This window comes from Klebsiella sp. BIGb0407 (genome assembly GCF_024807845.1).
Lineage (GTDB): Bacteria > Pseudomonadota > Gammaproteobacteria > Enterobacterales > Enterobacteriaceae > JGM124.
The window spans coordinates 506331-531795 of record NZ_JANUEQ010000002.1 but is presented as its reverse complement, the minus strand read 5'-3'; the positions used below and the strand labels follow the sequence as shown (position 1 = coordinate 531795).

The 25465-nt window shown below is 47.8% G+C and carries 27 protein-coding genes; 11 read left to right on the top strand and 16 right to left on the bottom strand.

Annotated elements, in window-relative coordinates; all coding sequences use genetic code 11:
* The first annotated feature begins 68 nt into the window (after positions 1-68).
* Positions 69-1457 (top strand): UDP-N-acetylmuramate:L-alanyl-gamma-D-glutamyl-meso-diaminopimelate ligase, encoded by a 1389-nt coding sequence (gene mpl / locus M2387_RS09595; RefSeq protein WP_259048931.1) that lies wholly within the window; start codon positions 69-71, stop codon positions 1455-1457.
* A 132-nt stretch (positions 1458-1589) separates the two neighbouring features.
* Here mpl and M2387_RS09590 read toward each other — a convergent pair whose 3' ends face one another.
* From M2387_RS09590 to M2387_RS09550, 9 genes are all read right to left on the bottom strand, one after another.
* The gene (locus M2387_RS09590; protein ID WP_259048930.1) at positions 1590-1982 is read right to left on the bottom strand and encodes a DoxX family protein; all 393 of its coding nucleotides are present in this window, start codon (positions 1980-1982) and stop codon (positions 1590-1592) included.
* Between the two features lie 205 nt (positions 1983-2187).
* On the bottom strand, positions 2188-2481 hold the full coding sequence (locus M2387_RS09585; protein WP_259048929.1) for a YqjK-like family protein: 294 nt from the start codon (positions 2479-2481) through the stop codon (positions 2188-2190).
* On the bottom strand, positions 2478-2876 hold the full coding sequence (locus tag M2387_RS09580) for a phage holin family protein (protein WP_259048928.1): 399 nt from the start codon (positions 2874-2876) through the stop codon (positions 2478-2480). The genes M2387_RS09585 and M2387_RS09580 overlap by 4 nt, the downstream gene beginning before the upstream one ends.
* Position 2877: 1 nt before the next feature.
* Entirely contained in the window at positions 2878-3183 is a 306-nt protein-coding gene (locus M2387_RS09575; protein WP_259048927.1) for an ElaB/YgaM/YqjD family protein, read from the bottom strand.
* A gap of 52 nt (positions 3184-3235) precedes the next feature.
* Complete coding sequence (locus M2387_RS09570) at positions 3236-3604, bottom strand: DUF1090 domain-containing protein (protein WP_259048926.1); 369 nt, start codon at positions 3602-3604, stop codon at positions 3236-3238.
* A gap of 177 nt (positions 3605-3781) precedes the next feature.
* On the bottom strand, positions 3782-4156 hold the full coding sequence (gene mzrA, locus M2387_RS09565) for an EnvZ/OmpR regulon moderator MzrA (protein WP_259048925.1): 375 nt from the start codon (positions 4154-4156) through the stop codon (positions 3782-3784).
* A 9-nt stretch (positions 4157-4165) separates the two neighbouring features.
* On the bottom strand, positions 4166-4828 hold the full coding sequence (gene yqjA, locus M2387_RS09560) for a DedA family general envelope maintenance protein YqjA (protein WP_259048924.1): 663 nt from the start codon (positions 4826-4828) through the stop codon (positions 4166-4168).
* A 776-nt stretch (positions 4829-5604) separates the two neighbouring features.
* Entirely contained in the window at positions 5605-6603 is a 999-nt protein-coding gene (locus M2387_RS09555; protein WP_259048923.1) for a Gfo/Idh/MocA family protein, read from the bottom strand.
* 40 nt (positions 6604-6643) lie between these two features.
* Positions 6644-7144: a M48 metallopeptidase family protein gene (locus M2387_RS09550; RefSeq protein WP_259048922.1), complete on the bottom strand. Its 501-nt coding sequence runs from the start codon at positions 7142-7144 to the stop codon at positions 6644-6646.
* Between the two features lie 87 nt (positions 7145-7231).
* Between M2387_RS09550 and rlmG the strand changes: the two genes are divergently transcribed.
* Positions 7232-8368 carry a 23S rRNA (guanine(1835)-N(2))-methyltransferase RlmG gene (gene rlmG / locus M2387_RS09545; RefSeq protein ID WP_259048921.1) on the top strand — a complete coding sequence of 379 codons (1137 nt, stop codon included), beginning with the start codon at positions 7232-7234 and terminating at the stop codon, positions 8366-8368.
* On the opposite strand, the gene M2387_RS09540 is transcribed toward rlmG, so the two are convergent.
* Positions 8365-10383 carry an oxidoreductase gene (locus M2387_RS09540; protein WP_259048920.1) on the bottom strand — a complete coding sequence of 673 codons (2019 nt, stop codon included), beginning with the start codon at positions 10381-10383 and terminating at the stop codon, positions 8365-8367. The two genes, rlmG and M2387_RS09540, sit on opposite strands and share 4 nt — an antisense overlap.
* Positions 10384-10747: 364 nt before the next feature.
* On the opposite strand from M2387_RS09540, the gene M2387_RS09535 reads away from it, so the two are divergent.
* Both M2387_RS09535 and M2387_RS09530 read left to right on the top strand, forming a co-directional pair.
* Complete coding sequence (locus tag M2387_RS09535; RefSeq protein ID WP_259048919.1) at positions 10748-11125, top strand: hypothetical protein; 378 nt, start codon at positions 10748-10750, stop codon at positions 11123-11125.
* 60 nt (positions 11126-11185) lie between these two features.
* Positions 11186-12049, top strand: coding sequence for an enterotoxin A family protein (locus M2387_RS09530; protein WP_259048918.1), 864 nt, complete (start codon positions 11186-11188; stop codon positions 12047-12049).
* A 109-nt stretch (positions 12050-12158) separates the two neighbouring features.
* Here the strand turns inward: M2387_RS09530 and M2387_RS09525 are convergent, their stop codons facing one another.
* The 3 genes from M2387_RS09525 to lsrR all read right to left on the bottom strand — a co-directional run bounded on the left by M2387_RS09525 (position 12159) and on the right by lsrR (position 15289).
* Positions 12159-12569, bottom strand: a complete 411-nt coding sequence (locus M2387_RS09525) for an ASCH domain-containing protein (RefSeq protein WP_259048917.1) — start codon at positions 12567-12569, stop codon at positions 12159-12161.
* 130 nt (positions 12570-12699) lie between these two features.
* Entirely contained in the window at positions 12700-14274 is a 1575-nt protein-coding gene (gene lsrK / locus M2387_RS09520; protein WP_259048916.1) for an autoinducer-2 kinase, read from the bottom strand.
* A gap of 43 nt (positions 14275-14317) precedes the next feature.
* Positions 14318-15289: a transcriptional regulator LsrR gene (lsrR, locus tag M2387_RS09515; RefSeq protein ID WP_259048915.1), complete on the bottom strand. Its 972-nt coding sequence runs from the start codon at positions 15287-15289 to the stop codon at positions 14318-14320.
* Between the two features lie 214 nt (positions 15290-15503).
* On the opposite strand from lsrR, the gene lsrA reads away from it, so the two are divergent.
* The 7 genes from lsrA (at position 15504) to M2387_RS09480 (ending at position 22462) form a co-directional block, all read left to right on the top strand.
* Complete coding sequence (lsrA, locus tag M2387_RS09510; RefSeq protein WP_259048914.1) at positions 15504-17003, top strand: autoinducer 2 ABC transporter ATP-binding protein LsrA; 1500 nt, start codon at positions 15504-15506, stop codon at positions 17001-17003.
* Positions 17000-18034 (top strand): autoinducer 2 ABC transporter permease LsrC, encoded by a 1035-nt coding sequence (lsrC, locus tag M2387_RS09505; protein WP_259048913.1) that lies wholly within the window; start codon positions 17000-17002, stop codon positions 18032-18034. The genes lsrA and lsrC overlap by 4 nt, the downstream gene beginning before the upstream one ends.
* Positions 18035-19036: an autoinducer 2 ABC transporter permease LsrD gene (gene lsrD / locus M2387_RS09500; protein WP_259048912.1), complete on the top strand. Its 1002-nt coding sequence runs from the start codon at positions 18035-18037 to the stop codon at positions 19034-19036.
* Position 19037: 1 nt separating this feature from the next.
* Positions 19038-20057 (top strand): autoinducer 2 ABC transporter substrate-binding protein LsrB, encoded by a 1020-nt coding sequence (gene lsrB, locus M2387_RS09495; RefSeq protein ID WP_259048911.1) that lies wholly within the window; start codon positions 19038-19040, stop codon positions 20055-20057.
* A gap of 12 nt (positions 20058-20069) precedes the next feature.
* Positions 20070-20954: a 3-hydroxy-5-phosphonooxypentane-2,4-dione thiolase gene (gene lsrF, locus M2387_RS09490; RefSeq protein ID WP_259048910.1), complete on the top strand. Its 885-nt coding sequence runs from the start codon at positions 20070-20072 to the stop codon at positions 20952-20954.
* A gap of 2 nt (positions 20955-20956) precedes the next feature.
* The gene (gene lsrG / locus M2387_RS09485; RefSeq protein WP_259048909.1) at positions 20957-21253 is read left to right on the top strand and encodes a (4S)-4-hydroxy-5-phosphonooxypentane-2,3-dione isomerase; all 297 of its coding nucleotides are present in this window, start codon (positions 20957-20959) and stop codon (positions 21251-21253) included.
* Between the two features lie 480 nt (positions 21254-21733).
* Positions 21734-22462 (top strand): hypothetical protein, encoded by a 729-nt coding sequence (locus tag M2387_RS09480; protein ID WP_259048908.1) that lies wholly within the window; start codon positions 21734-21736, stop codon positions 22460-22462.
* Between the two features lie 116 nt (positions 22463-22578).
* On the opposite strand, the gene M2387_RS09475 is transcribed toward M2387_RS09480, so the two are convergent.
* The 3 genes from M2387_RS09475 to proP form a co-directional block, all read right to left on the bottom strand.
* Positions 22579-23151 (bottom strand): HdeD family acid-resistance protein, encoded by a 573-nt coding sequence (locus tag M2387_RS09475; RefSeq protein ID WP_259048907.1) that lies wholly within the window; start codon positions 23149-23151, stop codon positions 22579-22581.
* Positions 23152-23193: 42 nt separating this feature from the next.
* Positions 23194-23622, bottom strand: coding sequence for a TOBE domain-containing protein (locus tag M2387_RS09470; protein ID WP_259049035.1), 429 nt, complete (start codon positions 23620-23622; stop codon positions 23194-23196).
* 129 nt (positions 23623-23751) lie between these two features.
* Entirely contained in the window at positions 23752-25257 is a 1506-nt protein-coding gene (gene proP, locus M2387_RS09465; protein ID WP_259048906.1) for a glycine betaine/L-proline transporter ProP, read from the bottom strand.
* Positions 25258-25465: the final 208 nt, after the last annotated feature.

The window sequence follows — 25465 nt, the reverse complement described above, 5'->3', positions numbered from 1 at the left end:
CAGAAAGGCGTTTCTTACCACCCGAGCATGCGGTTAGAATATACAGCAAATTGAGAAAGGATTTTTTTATGCGCATTCATATTCTTGGGATTTGTGGCACTTTTATGGGTGGACTGGCACTACTGGCGCGCTCTTTAGGCCATGAAGTGACGGGCTCTGATGCTAATGTTTATCCACCGATGAGTACCTTGCTGGAAAAACAAGGGATAGCTCTGATAGAAGGTTACGACCCGGCTCAGCTCGACCCAAAACCCGATTTAGTGATAATCGGCAATGCGATGACACGCGGCAACCCTTGCGTGGAAGCGGTGTTAGAACAAAATATCCCTTATCTGTCTGGTCCTCAGTGGTTGCATGATTTTGTCCTGCGGGATCGCTGGGTGATTGCGGTGGCAGGAACGCACGGTAAAACAACCACTGCCGGTATGGCGGCCTGGATCCTGGAAGCTTGCGGTTATAAGCCTGGCTTTGTGATTGGCGGCGTACCGGGCAATTTTTCTGTTTCGGCACGTTTAGGTGACAGCGACTTCTTTGTTATTGAAGCCGACGAGTATGACTGTGCGTTTTTTGATAAGCGTTCTAAATTTGTTCATTACTGCCCGCGTACCTTAGTCCTCAATAATCTTGAGTTCGATCACGCCGATATTTTTGATGACTTAAAAGCGGTACAGAGACAATTCCACCATCTGGTTCGCATTGTTCCAGGTTCTGGCAAAATTATCTGGCCAGAAAATGATACCAACCTGAAACAGACCCTGGCGATGGGTTGCTGGAGTGAGCAGGAGCTGGTGGGCGGAGAACAAGGTCACTGGCGTGCCGAAAAGCTGACGACGGATGCTTCTTCCTGGCGCGTCTATCTTGATGGCGAGGCGGTAGGTGAAGTGAACTGGCAGCTGGTCGGTGAGCATAATATGCATAACGGCTTGATGGCTATTGCGGCAGCCCGCCATGTGGGCGTGATGCCCGCGGACGCAGCAGCAGCACTGGGTCAGTTTATTAATGCCCGGCGCCGTCTTGAATTACGGGGTGAAGCATACCAGGTAGCGGTCTATGATGACTTCGCCCATCACCCAACAGCGATTTTAGCCACCCTGGCGGCTCTGCGTAGCAAAGTCGGCGGTACCGCGCGTATTCTGGCTGTGCTGGAACCACGCTCAAATACCATGAAAATGGGTGTCAGTAAGGACGATCTCGGGCCATCACTCGGCCGGGCAGACGAAGTGTTTATTCTGCAGCCGCAAAATATCCCCTGGCAGGTGATTGATATTGTGGAAACCTGCGTTCAGCCTGCTCACTGGAGTGCGGATATCGACACTCTGGTGGATATGATTGTAAAAACAGCCCTGCCGGGCGATACCATCTTAGTGATGAGTAACGGCGGTTTTGGTGGTATTCATCAGAAGCTACTGGATGCGCTGGCGCGTAAAGAAGAGCTGCAGAAAGCACGAGAAATATAACGGTTGATCGGTAACTCGTTATAGAAGTTAAGTTTTATCAATAGCAAAGAGGGAACACATTGTGTTCCCTCTTTGCTTTATCGGCCAGGTCAGTTAAAACGATATTTGACCTTTTAAGATAGTAATTTCAACTTACCAGTTTTTCTTCAACAGACGGTCGATACTGAACGCACCTGGACCAATCAGAGCAAGCAGTAAGTAGCCACCTGCAATGGTCATATTTTTCATGAACATCAATGAGTTCATGCCTTCAGCGAAGTTGCTGTGGAATAAGACTGCGGTCAGTAAAGTAAAGATTGCGGTAATCAGCGCGGTAGTACGAGTCAGAAGACCGAACAAAACTGCCAGACCACCACCAAACTCAAGCAGAATAGTCAGGGGCAGCAGTGCTCCCGGAACACCCATTGCTTCCATATATTGCTGAGTACCAGCATAACCGGTGATTTTCCCCCAGCCTGCGCTAATGAACAGAATTGGCATTAAAATACGAGCAACCAGGATGCCGATATCTTCTAATTTTTTCATCTTACTCTCCAACGATGTTTTTTTGATTTGATACGGCTTGGGCAAAATATGTCTGAAATTCAGCGCAAAATTGGGCGGTTACCGTCGATGGAGAGAAGAATAAAGCTGAACGGAGATAATTGTAAGCAAGGAAAATTGTCAAACTTGTTCAAATATATTGTTTTAAGGGGGGGAATAAAAACGCCGCTTAAGCAGCGGCGTTTGATTATTTAAATAATGTTCTGTTGAGACTGGTGCGAACCACACGCCAGGTACTCCAGACGCTGAATCCACGTTTTACCAGCCGCATCATTTTGCCCGGACGGCGAACATTCCAGACGGCAAGGACGCTGCCTGCCACAACAAAGTAACGACGCAGGCTAACCAGAGTATGCCAGCCCTTGTCATAGGGTGCTGTAACCTCTAACCATTGATATTTAGCAATAGAGAGGCTGAGCCGTTGCTGCTGAATCTGATTGAGCAATTCCGTTTTGCGCTGCTCACGCTCGATGTCCTTCACGACTTATCCTCATCAAGCAAGGCTCTGTCACTGGCTAATTCATTACGTGTATGGCGTAGCAGTGTGGATTCCCGTGATTTTTTCAGTGTCCACAAACCGCATACCAGTGCACAGAACAGCAGTGTCACCGTCGTGCCTATCATTACGTGTAGCCGATACTCAGCATCAACAACCCAGATAACGAGTATCATCAGGCTCATTAAGCCAAACGCCATGAACAGCATCGTCAGTCCCAGCATCAAGAGTAGCTGGATAAGATTTGCTTTTTCTTCTTCAAGTTCAACGACGGCAAGGCGAATACGAGTTTCGACCATGCCGACGATGATAGTTATCAGTCGCTGGCCCATGCCGAGCACACTTTTGCCCGGCCCTGGGGTTTGACGAGAGTCATTCATATTAGCGACGTGCGAGCAGGATACCCAGCACGACACCAACAGCAGCACCAATACCTACGCCAGTCCACGGATTATCACGTACATAGGTATCCGCTTTAGCGGCCGCTTCACGTGTCTGCTGGCTAATGGCATCACCTGCGTTATTCAGGCGAGCACGGCTGTCGCGTAGTGTTTGCTCTGCTTTGCTACGTAGCTTGTCCAGCTCAGTTTTTGACTTTTCGGTGGAGGTGTCCAGGACATCTTCCAGGGTATCTGCAAGGGATTTCAGTTCTGCGCGCAAATGTTCTGATGTGTAATCTTTAGACATAATTCTCTCCGAATAGTTGAGGATGACCTTTAAGATTTCTTGGCCTTCGCGGTTAGTACTGCCGCTTTTCCAGTGATTTCAGTTCAGATTCTGCTTCAGCAAGTTTCTGTTCACGCTTTGCTATTTTATCAGCATCACCTTTCAGACGGGCTTCTTCGAGGTCTGATTGACGCTCAATAATTTCCCTTTTCTGACTGGCGATTTTCTCCTGATGGTCGGCAATCAGTTTGCTATCAGTACAGTGTGCCTGCACTTCACTCAACGCTTTCTTCAGGCCAGCAACTCGATGTGGGTTGTTGTGCTGCTCAGCATGGCTTATCTCGCGTTGAATATTTTGCTCTTTTTCAGCGCAAAGTGAGCTAGCTTGCGCGGCAGGTACCAGAATCAGCAGAGAAAGAGCGAATGCAGCAACATGTTTCATGACAGTAAACCATCCCATAGTTTTAGCGTGACACAAAGCTTTACTGAGAGAGACCTTATTTGTGCAACGACATGAAAAATTTAACTTAACTTTCAAGTAACGCTTTTACAGCATAGCCAGGAATTCACCAAAGCCCAAGTGATGTAAGCAAAATTCAGATAGTTTGAAGTTTTGCCCTTAAGCGTGGTTGTGGTCAGAACGCAAAATAGAAAGCCACGTCATAGCATTCTGATTGTTACTCTCTTGCTGATCGATAACATAGCCACCAGGTAAGGCGCGATGGAGTACCTCTTTCGCAGCATTACTCTGTGCACTGGATGCAAAAGTTATAAGTAAGTTGTTGTTTTGAGGCGTAATGCTTTTGAATCTTATACCGTGAGCATCCAAGTGATGCCATACATAAAAGCCATCAGGCAGGCTATTACCCTGCCGGGCAACGCTAATCTCTATCGTGGTATCTTTTGATGGTATACCTGACCAGATGGTGAGAGAAGCGATAGCAATAATACCGAATAAAAGTGCCGTCCGGAGATGGCACGAAAAAAATTTCATTTTGTACTCCTAACCGCGTGAGCTGCGTTTTTTACGCCAGTACACAATTAATGACCCGACCAGACCAATAACGAGCAGTACCACTGGTAACAGCATCAGACAGGACATTAGCGCCTGTTCATACTTCATGAAAATTGACGTATTTCCTAACAGATAACCAAGTGTAGTCAAAATTATGATCCACAGGAATCCGCTCATCCAATTGAAGAATTGGAAACGTGCATTACTCAAGCCTGATAGCCCGGCAATGGTGGGAAGCAGGGTACGTACAAAAGCGATAAACCGGCCAATAAGCAATGCGGACAGGCCATGTTTATGGAATAACTGGTGCGCGCGCTGATGGTAGCGTGGTGGCAGATGCGAGAGCCAGTTCTGAACCGTGGCTGAATTTCCAAGCCATCGTCCTTGAACATAACTCAGCCAGCAACCTAGGCTGGCTGCGACCGTCAGAAGAATCACGGTCTCAGGAAAGCCCATTGCTCCCTTGGCAATTAATACCCCAACCAGCACTAACAGGCTGTCACCCGGCAAAAATGCTGCGGGAAGTAATCCATTTTCCAGAAAGATAATCATGAATAAGACGAAGTAAAGCATGCCCACCATCGAAGGGTTAGCAAGCGTTTCGAAATCCTGGCTCCAGAGAGCGTTAAGCAGTTGCGTCAGTAGTTCCATTCAGTGTTCCTGGCACTTCGTTTAGCGGCCACCGTATTAAAAACGGATGAGTAGAATGCCGTACTGTTTTTTGTAATGTATCAATGACAACTCACTACCCATTTTTCAAAGTCCTGGCAAAATCTGGCGATAAAGCATCAAGACAGGCCTGTCGGCTGTAGAATTGCATTTAATTGTAACAAAGCTCCGCGCAGTACGTCACAGAATTTGCATCTATCATCACGTGATTTTGCTCATTGGAGGTAGTGCTGGCGAGGGTATTTACACACTCTGACACTATTCCTTGTTTGCTTACCCTCGGGGGAGAAAATGACTTTTTTTGACTATTCGCAGTGCTATCGATATGAACATGCGAATTTTCAGAGAATCGCGAGGTATAAGTTTGCTCCTGCGCCACCACGTGCTGCATTACTGCGCAGGAGTCATTGCTCTTTAATATACGCGGATATTGTGATTTTACAATGTTAACTCATATTGAAATCAACAGCTTGGTAGTTTTTTGTTATAGCTGTCCGGCAAATATGTTAAGGCTATTAAATAATTCGGCAAAGTAACCCTATAAATGACTCTGAACGGACTAATATCGCCTCTTTTGATACATTTGTTGTTGAGTATTTATCCTCATCTGGCAGGGAAATTATTGACGCATTTTTGCCGCCAGTCATTATCCTGGTTTCGCTGTTACTGCCCTTGATGCATAATTTATGTCTTGAAACAAAAAACGGCTGACGTCAGAAGACGCCAGCCGTTTTTGCTTACAACTGGAAGCAAAAATTTTACCTTGCCGGGTCTTCGGCTAACTCATCGGCTGGAAATTTTACCCCCGTTTGGCGGCGAATCTCTGTTGCCAGCGCAGAGGTAATTCGTGAAACCTCCAGTGCCGGGTGGCTGATATGCTGGTTTTCTATCAGGTCAGCAAAAACTTCTGCTTCGTACAGCATCGTATTGATGTGCTGGGTCTGAGTCAGATTTTGCGGTTTTTCACCTCGTGGTATAAACGTAATTTTCTGACATTCAGATACTTTTTCGATAACCAGTGAACCGGCTTCGCCTTGAATTTCACTGGCCAGCACGGAATCGCTCACTTTCGAGTGCAGCAGAGTGACATCAAAGTCGCCGTAATTCAGCAGCACTGAGCCATGGGCATCGACACCGCTATCAAGTAACGAGGCGCTGGCCAGAACGGTTTTAGGCTGGCCCCAGAGAGTGACCGCAGAAGCCAGAACATAAAAACCAATATCCATAATTGAGCCATTTGAGAAGGCCGGATTAAAGGTATTTGGGTTCTCGCCGTTCAGATACCGTTGATAGCGTGATGAATACTGGCAATAACTTAGCGAGACCTTACGAATTTTACCAACTTTAGGCAGCGCCTGCTGCAAGGCAATAAAGTTTGGCAGGCTGGCAGTTTTAAAGGCCTCAAATAATACCACCTGATTTTCACGGGCACAGGCTATAGCGGCCTCGGCTTCACGCAAATTAGAGGCAAACGGCTTCTCACAAATCACATGCTTTTTGTGACGCAGGAATAGCATGCTTTGTTCAGCATGAAATGAGTTCGGGCTGGCGATATAGACCGCATCGATAGCGTCGCTGGCGGCCATTTCTTCCAGAGAGGTGAACAGATGCTCCACCGGATAGTCGCTGGCAAAGGCTTGTGCCTGCTCCAGACTGCGAGAATAAACTGCATTAAGTTTGTACTTGCCACTTTCATGGGCAGCATCAACAAACTGGCGGGTGATCCAGTTTGTGCCAACGACAGCGAAACGTATCATAGACTGGGATATTCTCCGTAAGATTGAAAATAATGAGTCATCAGGCCGTACTATTTAACGATAACTGAGTGAGCCAAAGACGTGTATCAAACTCTAACTGGTGATACTGCGGTTCCATATGACAACACAAGGAGTAGAACGCTTTGTTGTGATCTTTCTCCTTAAGATGTGCTAATTCATGTACCACAATCATTCGCAAGAAGGGTTCGGGTGCCTGACGAAAAATGGTCGCCACGCGAATTTCTGCTTTTGCTTTTAACTTATTACCCTGAACTCTTGAGAGAGCAGTATGCAGGCCGAGTGCATTCTTTAATACGTGGATTTTACTATCAAAAACCACTTTATTAATCGGGGATGCATTACGCAGATACTGACTCTTTAGTGTCTGAGTATACTGGTAAAGCACTTTGTCGGTCGTAATATCATGGCGTTCCGGATAACGTTTATCCAGTACCGCACCAAGACGCTGTTCGGCAATAAGCGTACGAACCTGAGAAAGTAACTGTTCAGGGTAACCATTCAAATAGATCAATTCGCTCATGCTTTTCTCAGACTAAGAGGGAAAAAAGGGTATACTCTCGCCCCGTTCCAGGGACATATATCCAAACTTTACCATCCAGGAGGGCCGATGAGCCAATTAGACAGCGGTTTTCGTTCACTAACGCTAAAACGTTTCCCGCAAACGGACGACGTTAACCCATTGCAAGCATGGGAAGCCGCAGATGATTACCTGCTACAGCAGGTGGACGAGCTTAAACCTGTCGGTCCGGTACTCATTTTTAATGATACTTTCGGGACACTCGCCTGTGTGCTGGCCGACTACCAACCTTTCAGTATCGGTGACTCTTATCTTAGCGAGCTGGCGACCCGACAGAATCTGAGCGGCAATGATATTGCTGAAAATAGCGTAACCTTTCTCGATAGCACTGCCCAGTATCCGGCAGCTCCCGAGCTGGTGCTGATCAAAATACCCAAAACTTTGGCTTTGCTAGAGCAACAGTTACGCGCATTGCGTAGTGTGATTACGCCAGAAACGCGGATTATTGCCGGGGCTAAAGCGCGTGATATTCATAACTCCACGCTGGCACTGTTTGAAAAAATCATTGGCCCTACCACCACGACACTGGCGTGGAAAAAAGCTCGCCTGATTAATGCAACTTTCAGTAATCCTGAACTCAAGGATGCACCAGAGACGCTGAGCTGGCCGTTAGACGGCACTTCATGGACGATTCATAACCATGCTAACGTCTTTTCCCGTACAGGACTGGATATTGGCGCGCGTTTCTTCCTTGAGCATCTTCCCAAGGATCTGGAAGGTGAGATTGTTGATTTAGGCTGTGGCAATGGCGTTATTGGCCTGACTTTACTGGAAAATAGCCCTCAGGCTCAGGTGGTATTTGTCGACGAGTCGCCGATGGCCGTGGCATCCAGCCAGCTGAATGTTGAAACTAACATGCCTGACGAAATAGACCGCTGTGAATTTATGATTAACAACGGACTGTCAGGTATTGAGCCTTTTCGTTTCAATACGGTACTGTGTAACCCGCCATTCCACCAGCAACATGCGCTGACGGATCAGGTTGCCTGGGAGATGTTCCACCATGCCCGCCGCTGCCTGAAAATCAACGGCGAATTGTATATCGTGGCCAACCGTCACCTGGACTATTTCCGTAAACTGAAAAAGATTTTCGGTAACTGTGACACCGTCGCCAGCAATGCAAAATTTGTGGTACTGAAAGCGGTGAAGGTCGGACGTGCTCGCTAGATAGTCAGTGCCAGATGGGTGCCCTGCGCAATCGCTCGCCGGGCATCTATTTCTGTCGCCACATCTGCCCCGCCAATAATATGCACCTTTTTCCCCATCGCACGTAACGGCTCAGCGAGCTCGCGTCTTGGCTCCTGCCCGGCACAAACAATAATATTGTCCACCGCCAGGCACTGTGGCTCACCGTTCACCAGGATATGAAGCCCCTCGTCGTCGATACGCTGATACCGCACACCGCTGACCATTTTCACCCCACGGACTATTAGCGTCGCACGGTGGATCCAGCCGGTTGTTTTACCGAGTCCTTCTCCCGGGCGGCTATTCTTGCGTTGTAATAGCACTATCTCGCGTGGGCTGCGTGCTGGTGAGGGCTTCTGTTTACTCAGGCCGCCAGCCTGTTGCAGGTCAGTATCAATTCCCCATTCTTCACAGAATTGATGAATACTCTGGCTGCTGGACGTACCGCTCTGACTTAAATACATGGCGATATCAAACCCGATCCCTCCGGCCCCAATAATAGCGACCCGCTGGCCCACCGCCGCTTTATTCTGTAATACCTCAGGATAGCTCAGTACCTTAGAGTGGGTGATGCCTTCAATATCGGGCAGGCGAGGTTCAATACCGCTGGCGAGGATCACCTCATCGAAATTCGCCAGCATCGGGGCGGTAACATACCGATTTAACGCCAGGGTCACACCCGTCTTAGCCAGCATCTGGCGGTAATAACGCAGGGTTTCAGCGAACTCCTCTTTACCCGGAATCTGCATTGCCAGAGTAAATTGCCCGCCTATCTCGGATCTGGCATCAAACAAGGTGACGTGATGACCGCGAGCTGCAGCATTAATCGCGCTTGCAAGGCCCGCAGGCCCGGCACCAATCACCGCCAGTCGTTTCGCCTGTACCGTTTGTTGTATCGGCATCAGGGTTTCATGGCAGGCGCGCGGATTAACCAGACAAGAGGTCACTTTCCCGGCAAAAATCTGATCAAGGCAGGCCTGATTACAGCCGATACAGGTATTGATTTCATCGGCCAGTCCGGCGGCGGCTTTGGTCATAAACTCCGCATCAGCTAAAAAAGGGCGGGCCATAGATACCATATCCGCATCACCTGAGGTCAGAATATCTTCAGCAGTGGCGGGCGAGTTAATGCGATTAGTGGTAATTAAGGGCAGGGAAACATACTGTTTTAGCTTCCGGGTCACCCAGCGAAAGGCACCGCGTGGAACCGAGGTGGCAATGGTGGGGATGCGTGCTTCATGCCAGCCGATACCGGTATTAATTAATGTCGCACCTGCCTGTTCAATAGCTTGCGCCAGCTCTACGGCCTCTTCAAAATTGCCGCCACCTTCAACCAGGTCAAGCATCGACAGACGATAGATAATAATAAAATCATCGCCTGTCTGTTCTCGCACCCTACGGACTATCTCAACGGCAAAGCGCATTCTCTGCTGATAGCTTCCGCCCCACTCATCGTCCCGCTGATTGGTACGCAAGGCTAAAAACTGATTAATCAGATAGCCTTCAGAACCCATAATTTCCACACCGTCGTAACCCGCATCACGGGCGAGGCTGGCGCAATGAGCAAAATCATCAATCAGCGTCAGGATCTCTTCATGGCTCAGAGCATGGGGCGTAAAAGGATTGATTGGGGCCTGGATCGCAGACGGGGCAACCAGCTGAGGCTGATAGCTATAGCGCCCGGTATGCAGAATTTGCAGGGCAATTTTACCGCCTTCGCGGTGTACCGCATCGGTCACAACACGATGCGATGCCAGCTGATCTTTATTATTGAGTACTGCCCCGTGGCTCACCGTGACGCCAGAAGGAGAGGGCGCAATCCCCCCGGTAACAATCAACGCAACGCCATGACGCGCACGCTCGGCATAGAAAGCGGCCAGCCTTGTTTCACCCCCAGCCAGTTCTTCCAGGCCAGTATGCATTGATCCCATCAGCATGCGGTTCTTGAGCGTTGTGAAGCCTAAGTCCAGCGGAGCAAACAGCGATGGATAGCGCATAGTCCCTTCCTGTAAGTTAAATTATTGTTATGTGGTCGGATGAGTTGCTAATTTAGCTTGCGTACAGAAAAAGGGAAAAGAAGAGTGCGCTGAATGTGATGGGATTCAAATTTAGCACGAATAAATCGCGCTATGTTCTCAGTTTACGACGGATGTCGGTTGACGGGTATTCGCAATTGACGAACCGTATCGAATAATCTTTGATACAACATATATAATACAATTTTTTTTGTAACTAAAGAAAACTATTAATTAAATATGAGGTGTATTATTTTTAATATTGAATAGATATTCGTTTTACAGGCAGCTATATCATCTCTATTTTTAGATAAAAACCTCAGGAAGATAAAAACAGGAAAAATTAATGCTAAATAAAACAATTACAACCTTATTTTTTATATTGTTATCGACATGCTCATCTGTGTCTATTGCATCAAATCCAAGTCTACGTGACGTATGTAAAGCAAATAATGGCATAATAGTTACTGGGTATATTGCTCAGGCTGGTTTAAGTCATGGCAAAGATAATACATGGCCAGCCCTGCATATTAAATTCCATGATACTAATGGAATTGATAGTTATTATTTTTTTACGGAAGGGAAAAATGGTAGAGGGGACGGGCTACTTCAGTCGTTCTACAATTTAACATCTCAATCACGCTATCTTCGTGAGAAGGTTGATTTATGTATTTCGGCAGATGATAAGAACGAAATATTAGGAATAGAAAACTACCCTCTCTGAGATATGCCGTCAAAGATAGATATCATTATAAATAATAAAATTTTATGAAGAGTATATTTAATGCGATTAAGAATATTTTCTCTGACTATCTGCATGTTGTGTATGGTAACTACGAGTTACGCAATTGAGTCTGTAAAGGTTGTTTATCGGGTAGATGACAGACCTATAGATGCCATCGCTGCTACGGGGGGGATGCATCCCTGGGCCGGAGAAAGAGATACTGACCTTATGCATCATTTTGAAGGTGAATCTATTGAGCATAGAGTGAGTTCTTTCGTCTCTACTAGCGCGAGTTTAAGGCAGGTAATTGAACATGCCGCGTCTTTAGCAAGATCTAATAGTGAAGAACCCTTTAATAATGAATATATAACCTATATATATGCTATAAGGCCAAATGAACAATTTTATGACGTCAGGCATTCACTGCTGGAGGCGAGAGAAACTTCTCAGGATGATATTCAAAGAAACCGACTTACTCGTTTGATTCATGACTATGCAGACATGGACGAAATTGTCGCAGTCAACGGTTTCAGAGCTGACAGATTGATAAGATACGCTGAGTTGACAGGTAATATGTTAAATACGTTCTATGATACAGGTCAGCTATTTTCGGAAGTGTTCTGGAGTGGAAGGTGGACAGATAATACTGCATATAATCATGCCTATGATACAGGTGCAAGTAACACAGAATCTTATCGGAATATCGGTAGTGCTACTGGTAGTATTACCCTTGTATCAAATAGCAATGCATCTTCTTCACTATTAGGTATCACTTGTCTGGGTGCACCAGCTTCGTCATCAGGATCCAGGGCTGAGCGTTCAATTGTTTCAGTCTCAAATTCCTGCATATCGTATAAACTGGCTAATACCAGGAGAGTTATTTATGATAGAAAGATACTGGCAATGGTATTTTTTCTGATTTAATTTGTATTAGCTCAGATAATCCGTGGCTGGCATAAATAAAAATGTTATCGCTTTTTCTTAATGCGATAACATTTCTGTTTTTACGAAGACGTCAGGGAAGCTGAGGACGTTAAAATACTTCAATCAGCTCAAATTCTTCAGCTACCAGCTCCATCGTCTCGCTAAAGTTGCCTTCTCTTTGAAAAAACTCTTGATGAACTTGCTGCCAGTAACGAAGGCTACGGTCTCCTTCACCTTCTTTCCGGGCGTGATCTTCAGTGACATCACAGAAGCGAACCAGACGTAAAGCGACAAGTCGGATAACGCAGACCGGGTTACCCTGGCCATCGAGGATAATGTTGTAGCAGCCAACTGAAGGCGGCTGTTCTTCACTTTGCAATGAGGCGAGCGATCCGCAGCTGGCCGTTTTGATCCCTTTACTCACCAGTTCAGCGAGTTCGTTTGCCAGTTCAGGGCTGTCACCAAATGCCCATGCAAGCGCGCCTGGGTATTTAATTTTTACGTTATCAATAGTGCTCACAATGAAATCCAGTCAGAGAGATCTTAGGGTACGGCGCTAGCATATAAAAAAACAGCACCTCAATCTACTGACAGAGCAGCCTTTGATATGCCGTTGATTACACAGAAATTAGACTGTTTTCAATATGCCATCAGGCTCGGCGTATAAGCCCTGGCGCCTGCCACATCGAGGTGGTTAAGCCACTGTCGACCAGCGAAAGCTGCCCGGCGTAGACTTTAAGCCACTTCTGCTTCATTTCATCATAGAGTTCACGATGTGCCGGGTTCGGCTGGTACTCACGTTCCCACTGCACCAGCTGCTCGCCACTTTCGGCCAGTGAGCTAAATAAACCAGCCCCCACACCGGCGGCAATAGCACAGCCCAGAGCGGTGGCTTCTTTTACCACCGGAACGCGTACCGGGAGTCCGGTGACATCACTGAGGATCTGGCTCCATAAACGGCCTTTTGAACCTCCTCCGGCAAACACCAGTGAGTCAAACTGTACCCCGGAGAAGTTAGAAATTAATTCAAGATTACAGGCCGAGACGATGGCAGCATTCTCTTCCAGCGCCCGGAATAGCGCCGCTTTATTGCATTTCTCAGGGTCAATCGAGAGGTTAATAAACGAGGGTGCTGCGTGATACCAGTGTTTAAAATGCATCGCGTCAGAGAAAATCGGCATAATGCCGTGTGCGCCAGCGGGAACCCGACTGGCCATATCTTCCATCAGGGCATAAGTATCCACCCCCAGCCGTTCGGCGATAAGTTTTTCTTCAGCGCAGAATGCGTCCCGGAACCAACGCATTGTCAGGCCTGTGAAGAAACTGATCGATTCCGCTTGTACCATGCCTGGAATAACATGCGGATTAACGCGAATATTCATCTCAGGATCGGTTTTGATCGTGGGCAGGTTAACCACTTGCTGCCAGAAGGTTCCTCCCAGCACTGCGGTTTGCCCCGGACGCACCACCCCTAACCCTAAGCAACCTAACTGTACATCACCGCCACCCATTACGACCGGAGTACCCACCAGCAACCCGCTTTCTTCGGCGGCTGCCGGGGTGATATATCCCAGCACTGTTCCGGTTTCTTTCACCGGGGAGAGCATATCAGCTCGCAATCCGGCCATATCCAGCAGGGAAGGTCGCCAGTCGCGGGTGGCGAGGTCAAGCATACCGGTTGTACCGGCATTGGAAGGATCAACCGCCAGTTCACCAGATAGTCGGGCTGCCAGCCAGTCACTGATCATCGTCATAGTGGCAGCTTTACGGTAAATATCGGGGCGATGGTGCGCCAGCCATAACAGGCGAGGCATGGCACTTAAGGCCAGGGTCTGGCCAGAAATATGGTAAACCTCTGATTCAAACTGATAGTCGTGAATTTCTTTTAATTCACTGACTTCCCGGCTGGCACGAGCATCAACATTAGCGCAGGCCCAGATAGGTTCGCCGCTGGCATCATATAACACGATACCCTCGCGCATTGAACAACAGGCGACAGCTTTGATGTCTCTGGCACTAATCGCGGCTTTTTGCAGTGCCTCACGAATACAGTGGCAGGTAAGTTGCCAGTTAATATCGAGAGAGAACTCCATGGATCCCGGAACATCTTTGATGCTCAAATGCTTCCATTCCGCCTGGCCCACTGCTATCTGCTGGCCATTAGTATCAAAGATAACCGCCCGGATACTGCCTGTTCCGGCATCTAACGCAAGGAGATAACTCATTTGCTGACCTCTTATGTTTTGCGCAGCGAGCCTGAAGTTTGTGTTACTCCATCAATGCCAGTACCGCCCGCGCCGTTTCTTCTTCCGTCACTAATCCGTTGATATAACGCCCGGTCAGTGCAGCATAGATAGCATTCGCTTTATCTTTACCGCCTGCGACACCAATAATGGTCGGAAGCTGCGCAAGGTCATGAAGCCGAACACCCAGTAACTCACGATGAATTTCCAGTCCTTCCACCAGACTGCCGTCAGCTTGCAAAAAGTAGCCGAGGATATCGCCGACAGCACCCTTGCGGGCATACATCAGTTGCTCTCCTTCGCTGATATATCCTGAACGTAAAATAGTGGCATCACGCCGCTGATCGATAGCGCCGATCCCGACGACGGCAACATCTGCCGCCATTGCAGCCAGAATAACGTCTCTGACGCTGGCCTCTTTTCTGAGGATCTCTGCCACATCAGGCGAGGAAACGCGTAATGGAGCCGGGATCATGCTGACGCTACAGGCAGCATCCAGCTGACTGACGCCTGTCATATAAGGGCCGACACCGCCGGAAAGCGTCACCAGCCGAATTTGCTGCGAACCGATAAAACCACTCAAATGCTGCAGACAGTTCATGGTGGTTTCACCAAAGCCGACAGCTAATAGCTGACCTGGCTCCAGGACCCCCATCAGTGACTGAGCTGCACCAATCCCAAGCCTTGTACTCATTGGTGGCGTATTGTGAGCAGGTAATACGCGCGCCAGCTTGAGGTTAAAGCGTTTTTGTAGTTCGGTTTCCAGCGCCAGGCAGCCTTCATAGCGCGAGTTTATCTGGACCCGAATCACCCCGGACTGCCGTCCTTTCTCCAACAAGCGAGAAATTTTAAGTCGTGGCAAACCAAGCCGTTCACCAATGTCATTCTGAGTTAAGCCGTCGTGGTAGTAAGACCATGCCACCCGTGCCAGTAACTCTTCTTCTGCCATTGGTAGCCCATAAAGATGACTCTCTTCCGTTGCTCTTTTATCGCTCATAGGTGAACTCTTATCTTAATCTAGAACAATTGTTCTAAATAGTCTGGGAATAAAATGTGAAGCTTGTGGCAAAAAAGATCTTTTTAATCTCAATGAATCGTAGATTATTTTTTTAAAAGATTTGTGATCCTTGTCCGGTTGTAATTATAACTCTTAGCCTACTATTTTGAACATTATTAATTTAAAAATTCTTTTGTTCAAATGCGGAGGCGAGATGCCCAGCACCATTCCACTGATTCAGGTACATAAGGTCGGAAAGCAATTCTCCGGCGTCAGTGTATTGAAAGGTATAGATTTTATGCTGCTTCCTGGTCAGGTTCATGCCTTGATGGGTGGGAATGGCGCAGGAAAATCAACGCTGATGAAAATCATTGCCGGGGTTGAAACCCCCGACAGCGGGGAGCTGGAGCTCTTTGGTAAACGTTACTCACGTCTGAAACCGGGTCAGGCCCATGAGCTGGGGATCTATCTGGTTCCGCAAGAGCCGATGCTGTTTCCCAATCTTACGGTGCAAGAAAATATCTTATTCCGCCTGCCGCGTGCGGCAGATTTGGTGCAACGGTTAGAAGAAAAAATGCGTCAGTTAGGGTGTGAGATAACGCTCAGCGCTGCAGCGAGTACGCTTGAGGTGGCCGACCAGCAAATGGTGGAAATTCTCCGTGGCTTGATGCGTGACGCCCGAATCTTAATCCTCGATGAACCTACAGCTTCGCTCACCCCTGGCGAAACTGAACGTCTGTTCCGCCAGATCCGCGCCTTACAGGCATTAGATGTCGGCATTATTTTTATCTCACACAAGCTGCCGGAAATTCATCAGATAGCCAGCCATATCTCGGTAATGCGTGACGGCGCGGTCGTGCTGCAGGGTGAAACGGCTTCTTTTAGTGATAAAGAGCTGATTAATGCCATGACGCCGGCTTATCGCCAGCATGAATTAAGCGATACCCAAAAACTGTGGCTCGGGCTGACAGGCAATCGTCGTACTGAACCGCAGGACTTTCCGGTGCTGCGCGTAGAAGAACTGACCGGTGAAGGGTTTATTAATCTCAGCTTTGAACTGCATGCCGGTGAAATAGTGGGGCTGGCCGGATTAGTAGGTTCCGGTCGGACCGAACTGGCGGAAACCCTCTATGGCCTGCGTCCGGTACGTCATGGACGGGTATTTCTTGAAAGTAAGGAGATAACCCATAGCAGCACCAAATCCCGGCTGGATAGCGGGCTGGTGTATTTACCCGAAGACAGACAGGTTTCCGGGCTGTTTCTCGATGCCTCTATTCGCTGGAATACCGTTTTACTCAATGAGCCGGATCTGTGGCTACAGCCTAAGCGTGAAGCCGCCGTGGTAGAACGCTATCACCGGGCTTTGGGCATTAAATTAAATCATGCGGATCAGCTGGTACGTACGCTTTCGGGAGGCAACCAACAGAAAGTTTTGCTGGCACGCTGCCTTGAAGCGAACCCGCTATTGCTGATTGTCGATGAGCCAACGCGCGGGGTCGATGTTGCCGCCCGGGCAGATATCTATCAGTTAATCAAAAGTGTCGCCAAACAAAACGTTGCCGTCCTGATGATCTCAAGCGACCTGGACGAGTTCTCCCCGTTAGCCGACAGAGTTTTTGTCATGCATCAAGGGGCGATGAACGGCGAGTTACAACGGGCAGATATCACGGTCGACAGCATGATGGCGATGGCATTTGGTGGAGGTAGTGCATGAAAAAATGGCTGAAAAATCGTGAACTCAGCGCATTTCTGGCAATTATGGCGCTGTTTGCCGTGCTGGTGGCGATAAACCATAGCTACTTCAGCGCCGAAACCCTCGGCATGATCTTTAACAGTGCGCAGATCCTGATTTTGCTGGCAATGGGTGCCACCCTGGTGATGCTGACTCGTAATATTGACGTCTCAGTCGGCTCCACCGTGGGGCTCTCCGCGATTGCTGTCGGAGTAGCACTTAATGCCGGTTATAGCCTGCCGCTGGCGATGTTATTTGCTTTAGCGATTGGCGGGCTGGCCGGTTTTTTCAACGGTGTTTTGGTGGTCTGGCTGCGTATTCCCGCCATTGTTGCCACGCTGGGTACGCTCGGTTTATATCGCGGCGGTATGCTGCTATGGACCGGTGGTAAATGGATTGAAGGGCTTCCCGCCAGCCTGAAATCACTCTCTGAGCCCCTTATTTTTGGCCTCTCACCTTTCGGTATTCTGGTCATTATTATCCTCGGCATTGCGACCTGGCTGCTGGCCAAAACCGCCTTTGGCCGTGATTTTTATGCGGTTGGTGATAACCTGGCGGCAGCGCGTCAGCTGGGTGTGGCGGTCAATCGCACCCGTTTACTGGCCTTCACTTTTAATGGTCTGTTTGCTGCCCTGGCTGGCATTTTGTTTGCTTCACAAATTGGTTTTGTTCCCAATCAGACCGGTAGCGGGCTGGAGATGAAAGCGATTGCTGCCTGTGTACTGGGGGGCATTTCATTATTGGGGGGAACAGGCACGGTTATCGGTGCTTTCCTCGGAGCCTTCTTCTTAACCCAAATCGATACCGTACTGGTGTTGTTCAAACTTCCGGCCTGGTGGAACGACTTTATCGCCGGTCTGGTACTGCTGGGCGTGCTGGTGCTTGATGGCCGTTTACGTCAGGCCTTGGTGCGTAACCAGCGCGCACAAAAGTATAGCCGTTTTGTTCCCCCGCAACCGGAGGCTAAGAGCGCGACATCCTTTCCTCCAGAAAAGAAAAAGGAGGTCGCGTAAATGAAACGTCGTCTTAACTGGGAAACCACATTACTGCTGTTGCTGGTCGCTGAAATTCTGTTATTCGGTGCGCTTAATCCACGCATGCTGGATATCAATATGCTGCTGTTTAGCACCAGTGACTTTATCTGTATTGGCATTGTCGCCCTGCCGCTGACGCTGGTGATTATTAGCGGTGGGATTGATATTTCACTCGGTTCGACCATCGGTCTGTGTGCTATCGGACTGGGCGTGATGATGCAGGCGGGATGGCCGTTACCGGTGGCGATTATTTTAACCCTGGTGCTCGGTATGCTGTGCGGTTTTATCAACGCCGCCTTAATCAACTACACCGGGATCAGTCCGCTGGTTATCACGCTTGGCACGCTGTATCTCTACGGTGGCGCTGCGTTGTTGCTATCCGGTATGGCCGGTGCAACGGGTTATGAGGGCATTGGTGGGTTCCCGGAAGCCTTTACCCAGTTCGCTAATTTCACTCTCTTGGGGCTGCCGGTTCCGCTGGTGATGTTCATGGTCATTACCTTGTTATTTTGGCTGCTGACTCATCGTTCACGTTTTGGGCGTCATATCTTTCTGATTGGCCAGAATGCGCGTGCCGCCCGCTATGCCGGCATGCCGGTCAACAACATGCTGTACGGCATCTATGGGCTGGTGGGGCTGGCATCGGCCATTTCGGCAGTCATCCTCGTTTCTTACTTTGGCTCGGCTCGCTCCGATCTCGGACGCGATTTGCTGATGCCTGCGCTGACCGCGGCGGTATTGGGTGGGGCAAATATCTACGGCGGGTCAGGGTCAATTTTAGGAACCGCACTGGCAGCACTGCTGGTGGGGTATTTACAGCAGGGACTACAAATGGTTGGCATCCCTAATCAGGTATCGAGTGCGTTGTCCGGTGCGTTACTGATTGTGGTGGTCATAGGTCGTTCGGTGAGTTTACACCGCGAAATGATTCGGACGGCCTGGCGCCGTCTGCGCGGGCAAAGAAAATTAACAGGAGCTTAGTATGAAGCAAACAGCAAAACACGCACTGAAACTGAGTGCACTGATTTTGGCGACCCTGGTGACCTCTGTGCAGGCAGCGGACAGAATTGCTTTTATTCCCAAACTGGTGGGTGTCGGTTTTTTCACCAGCGGCGGTAATGGCGCACTGCAAGCAGGAAAAGATTTAGGCGTGGATGTGACCTATGACGGCCCGACCGAACCCAGCGTGTCAGGCCAGGTTCAGCTGATTAATAACTTCGTAAACCAAGGCTATAACGCAATTATTGTCTCGGCAGTATCACCGGATGGCCTTTGCCCGGCGCTGAAACGGGCGATGCAGCGTGGCGTTAAAGTCCTGACCTGGGACTCAGATACTAAACCAGACTGCCGCAGTATCTACATTAACCAGGGTACGCCGCAGCAACTGGGTAGCATGCTGGTCGAAATGGCCGAAAAACAGGTCACCAAGCCAAAAGCAAAAGTCGCATTTTTCTACTCAAGTCCGACGGTAACAGACCAGAACCAGTGGGTTAAAGAAGCCAAGGCGAAGATAGAAAAAGATCACCCAGAGTGGGAAGTGGTCACCACGCAGTTTGGCTATAACGATGCCACTAAATCGCTGCAAACCGCTGAGGGTATCCTGAAAGCTTATCCGGACCTGGATGCGATTATTGCCCCTGATGCCAATGCGCTCCCGGCCGCAGCACAGGCCGCAGAAAACCTTAAGCGTAACGATGTCGCTATTGTCGGTTTTAGTACGCCAAACGTGATGCGCCCTTATGTGGAACGCGGGACCGTGAAAGCGTTCGGCCTGTGGGATGTAGTACAGCAGGGGGAAATTGCCGTCAACGTGGCGAATACTCTGTTGAAAAAAGGCGACCTTAGCGTCGGCGATGTAGTCGAAGTTGAAAAAATAGGGCCACTGAAAGTAGAGCCGAATAGCGTACAGGGCTATGAGTATGAAGCTAAAGGTAATGGCATTGTACTGTTACCAGAACGTGTCGTTTTCACTAAAGAAAACATTGATAAATATGACTTTTAAGAGGATGAGTTAATGGCAGATCTTGATGATATTAAAGACGGAAAAGATTTCGGTATTGGTCGTCCTCAGCAGAACGGAGCATTTTATCTGAAAGGCTGTGGTGCGCTGGACTGGGGAATGCAGTCCCGTCTGGCGCGCATCTTCAGCCCGAAGACCGGACGTACGGTGATGCTGGCTTTTGATCACGGTTACTTTCAGGGGCCGACCACCGGGCTTGAGCGTATCGACTTGTCGATTGCACCACTTTACCAGGAAACCGATGTTCTGATGTGTACGCGCGGTATTTTGCGCAGCGTGGTTCCGCCAGCGACCAATAAGCCGGTGGTACTCCGTGCTTCCGGGGGGAACTCTATTCTGACTGAACTCTCCCGGGAAAGCGTTGCGGTGACCATGGAGGATGCACTGCGCCTGAATGCCTGTGCGGTTGCTGCTCAAATTTATATTGGTAGCGAATATGAGCATCAGTCGATCAATAACATTATCAAGCTGGTCGATGAAGGTTCACGGTATGGTATTCCGACCCTGGCGGTCACCGGGGTAGGTAAAGATATGGCGCGGGATGCCCGTTATTTTTCGCTAGCCAGTCGTATTGCCGCTGAAATGGGGGCGCAGTGCGTTAAGACCTACTTTGTTGATGAGGGTTTTGAAAAAGTGGCCGCCAGCTGTCCGGTGCCGATTGTGATTGCCGGAGGCAAAAAACTCCCGGAACTCGAAGCCCTGGATATGTGTTTCCGGGCAATAGATCAGGGAGCTGCTGGCGTTGATATGGGACGGAATATTTTTCAGTCAGAAGCGCCGCTGGCGATGCTTCAGGCGGTGAAAAAAGTGGTCCATGAAAATATCTCTGCTCGTGAGGCTTACGAATTCTGGCTCGAGGCTAAACATCAGGAAGGTTAAATATGAATGTGACGCTGGTAGAAATTAATATTAAGTCTGAATATGTCGATGATTTTTTAGATGTATTCCGTGCTAATCATGAAGGGGCGATTAAGGAACCGGGCAACCTACGCTTTGATGTTTTGCAAGACCCGGATATTGCTACTCGTTTTTTTATTTATGAGGCGTATCAGGATGATGAGGCGGTACTGGCTCATAAAAAAACGCCGCACTATCTGGCTTGTGTTGAAAAACTGGACCATATGATGTCCTCGGCACGCAAGAAACAAAGCTTTATTGGTTTATTGCCGAAGTCATAAGCTGGGCTATTAACTAAGGGGAAACAGGTTCTTTCCCCTTGTTATACCGCCTATGGCAAATAGCACTGCCAGCATCATCGACATCGTCATAATGCTGACCACCGGCTCAGTGATAAACACATAACCCAGAATAAACAGGACCCCCACCAGAGTACTCAGTGCGGCACCTGAGGCTATTTCTGATATCTCTGCTCTTATTTTTCTTCACTATTAATTCATCAGCAATATAATAAAAACCTATTCGAGTTTCTTATAGATAAAATATAGGGATATCGATAAGTTGAAATAATATATGATTTTATTAAATAGCATTGTAATTAATCAGGAGTAAATCTCGATTGTAAATGCAAATATCTTTTTTTGATAGATTAAATAGCATTTTATCTACAAGATAAAAATACTCCACGCTCTTACAGTTTATGTGGGGTTCGGCCATGCTGGCTAACAAAAAGTGCTACTTTAATTAAAATAGGTTTTATAATGCTAAATAATGTATCGTTCAACATGACCTCTCCTGTAATTACACCACCTTATACCCAGCAACCTCCTGAAGATAACCACCAGAAGATTATCAGTAATTTAACTAAAATATATAACCAACCGTTACAACTCAATATGACTTCGACCGAAACAGGCTCATGCACCGCATCTTTACTTAATTCTGTTCATGGTGAAGCAAATGGAAACAGTAGGTTAGATAAGGCTTCAATTATTCATCAGCTTGAAAGTAAAACAGATAATAACTTATTAAAGACGCTAAGAGATATTTTGGTCGTTGGGCCTGGTAAGCACTCAGACTGTCGCAAATACGGAGTTTCAATAGAATACACGATTCACAATTTATCGAAAGATGATAAGGATATATTGTCAAAATTTTCAGATTTAATGTTTTATTCTCCACTTAATCATCATCATCACATGATATTCGACACATATCGTGGTGGTGGTGATGAATCTATCACATGGCTCTCAAATATAACAACAAAAGAAAATTTAGATACGTTTATGAAGTCATTGGATGCCATGTTTAATAAATCTAAATATGAGCATAAGTTTGTGTTATCAGTAATAGCCTACAGATTGATAGAAGAGTTTAAGGTTAATACACCTGAACCTTTAATGAACGAGGATCTTACCCCGTATAAATCTCAATACCCAAAGCTGTTTAACACGGGTGAAATTATTCATAATCACTTAACCTCAGGGTAACCGGCTTTTGGTCTCTGTAGTCGTCATGTGGTATTTGAAAGAAAGGGCTGCCATAAAGTAGTTCAGGGTTATTACCAAGGGGAAAACAGGTTTTCCCCTTGGTATTATCGCGTTGATTAACGATTAGAACGGAACAGGCTGGCAATCTGGAAGATAGCAAAAGAGCTGAACAGCAGTTCGATACCGACCACGACAGTGACCAGAGTAAACGACATTTCCGGATTAGCGGTTATCAGCATCATAGCAATCACCAGGTCTAAAGCCCCGATGATAATCTGCAGCCATGAGCCATTTGCTCCTTTCATCTTAAAGCCGACAGACAAACGAAGAATACCGCCGATGGCAAATAATACAGCCAGCATCATCGACATCGTCACAATGCCGACCACCGGGTCAGTAATAAACACATAACCGAGAATAAAGTAGGCTATTCCCAGCAGAATACTTCCCAGCATCGGCAGAAAGTTATGGCTGCGGTTAATGACCATACCGCTAATTAACGCCACGCCGCTCAGAATAAACAGGAACCCTACCAGAGTACTTAGCGCGGCACCGGAGGCAAAAGGATTAATCAGACAGAAAACTCCGCCCAATAGCAGCAGGAAGGCAAGCACCAGCATTAAGGTGCGTTGTTTTTTTATAAAGTCTGGATCCAGGTTAAGGATTTTTTTGCGATCGATATTTAGCATAGGTAGTACCTTATTATTATACGGCCTGTAGCCCTAAAAACGTTAAACGCGCGTCGCCAGAATCACGCTGGATGCTTTCACCAAGGCAATGACTTCATTACCTTCATGCAGTTCCATTTCATCGCGACTTTCGTTGGTAATAACGGCTGTTAGCGCTAAACCTTTTTCTGTTCTGAGGTGAACGGTACTGTTAATCGCACCGTTAACGATTTTACTGATTTTGCCACGGAACTGGTTACGGGCTGAAAAACGCAGACCACTATCAACACTTGCCAGAACAACCCAAGGCGCTTTGATAATCGCTACGGCCTCTTTGCCTTCGCGAATATCTAAAGTTTCACAGCTCTCTTTAGTGATAACGGTCGTTAATACTTCACCCTGCTGGAGGGTAATTTCAACTTCATTATTAACCGCACCGGTTACGATACGCGTCACTTTACCGTCGAGTTGGTTACGTGCAGAAACTTTCATCATTTGAACTATCCTCTGTGGAGATTATGCTTACAGGATAGTCGCTTTGTCTTATAACAGCCTTGCGCTGTGATAAATAAATGACAAAGCCTGAGGAAAACTCCCCAGGCTTTGATTTCAGACGGTGATTTATTCGTTAATACGCGGATGTTGATCGACTAAATTGGTCCGTTTTTTCTGTAGATCTTCAATTTCTTTATCTAAATCTTCGATCTTCTGCTCGATATTGTCGTAATGCTCCTGCACGATTTCACGTGCTTCGGCAATATCTGACGCCGCAGGCGTGGCCCCTTTTAACGGTTTGTTGGCGGTTTCTTTCATGGTGATGGCGGTGATAAAACCAATAACCGCGACGACCATCAGGTAATAGGCAGGCATCAACAAATTATTGGTTGCTTCAACCAGCCAGGCTGCTGCAGTAGGCGTCAGACCAGCTACCAGTACCGAGATATTAAAGGCACTGGCCAGGGCACTGTAACGGATATGGGTCGGGAACATAGCAGGCAAGGTTGAGGCCATCACCCCAGTGAAGAAGTTAAGCAGTACCGCCAGCATTAACAGACCAAAGAATATCAGGACAATAATGTCACTGTTAATCAGCATAAAGGCTGGAATCGCCAGGAAGAACAGACCAATACTTCCCATAAACACAAAGATTCGGCGACCAAAACGGTCACTGAGCAGCCCGATGATTGGCTGTACAAACAGCATACCAATCATAATGGCGATAATAATCATCACCCCATGATCTTCGGAATAGTGCAGGTTATGAGAAAGGTAGCTTGGCATATAGGTGAGTAGCATGTAGTAGGTGACGTTGGTGGAAATCACCAGACCTACACACACCAGTAAGTTACGCCAGTGTTTTGTCACTATCTCTTTAAAGGAGACCTTAGGTCCTTCTGCCAGTCCCAGGCGATCATCTTGCTCCATTTTCTCTACATGCTGCTGGAACGCAGGGGTTTCTTCCAGAGCGTGACGGAGATAAAGGCCAATAATACCCAGTGGCAAGGCGAGGAAGAACGGAATACGCCAGCCCCACTCGAGGAAGCTTGCCTCACCGACAATCGATGAAATCAGAACAACAACACCTGCCCCGCAGACAAATCCGGCAATCGAACCGAAGTCGAGCCAGCTGCCCATAAAGCCACGTTTTCGGTCAGGTGAGTATTCTGCGACAAAAATAGAAGCGCCTGTATATTCACCGCCAACCGAGAAGCCCTGAATCATTTTTGCCACTAACAGCAAAATCGGCGCCCAGATGCCAATGGTGGCATACGAGGGTATCAGGCCGATGGCAAAGGTACTCAGGGACATAATAATAATGGTTATCGACAAGATTTTCTGACGACCATATTTATCGCCGAGCATGCCGAAGAACACACCGCCGAGTGGGCGGATCAGGAAGGGAACAGAGAAGGTACCGAGGGCGGCAATCATCTGTACACTCGGGCTGGCATCAGGGAAGAACACTTTCCCCAGCGCAAAGGCGACAAAGCCATAGACCCCAAAATCGAACCACTCCATCGCATTGCCTAAAGAGGCTGCGGTGATAGCTTTTTTCAGACGAGCATCATCAATAATCGTAACGTCACTGACCTTAATAGGTCTGACTTTCTTTTTTCTTCTTAGCATGTTTTATCCTCAATTATTCTCCGGGCAAGGCCAATCCTTGGAATTCCTTACTAAGTGTAGCGTGATGCGGATGAAGTGCCGTATGAATATCTGCATCGAGTGAGGAACAGGGAGACAATAAGTTTAAAAATGGTAACAACATGAAACTATTTGCTATGTTGTTAAGTTCGAGCATCCAGGACGTTATATTAGTAAGTCTAAACTGTGA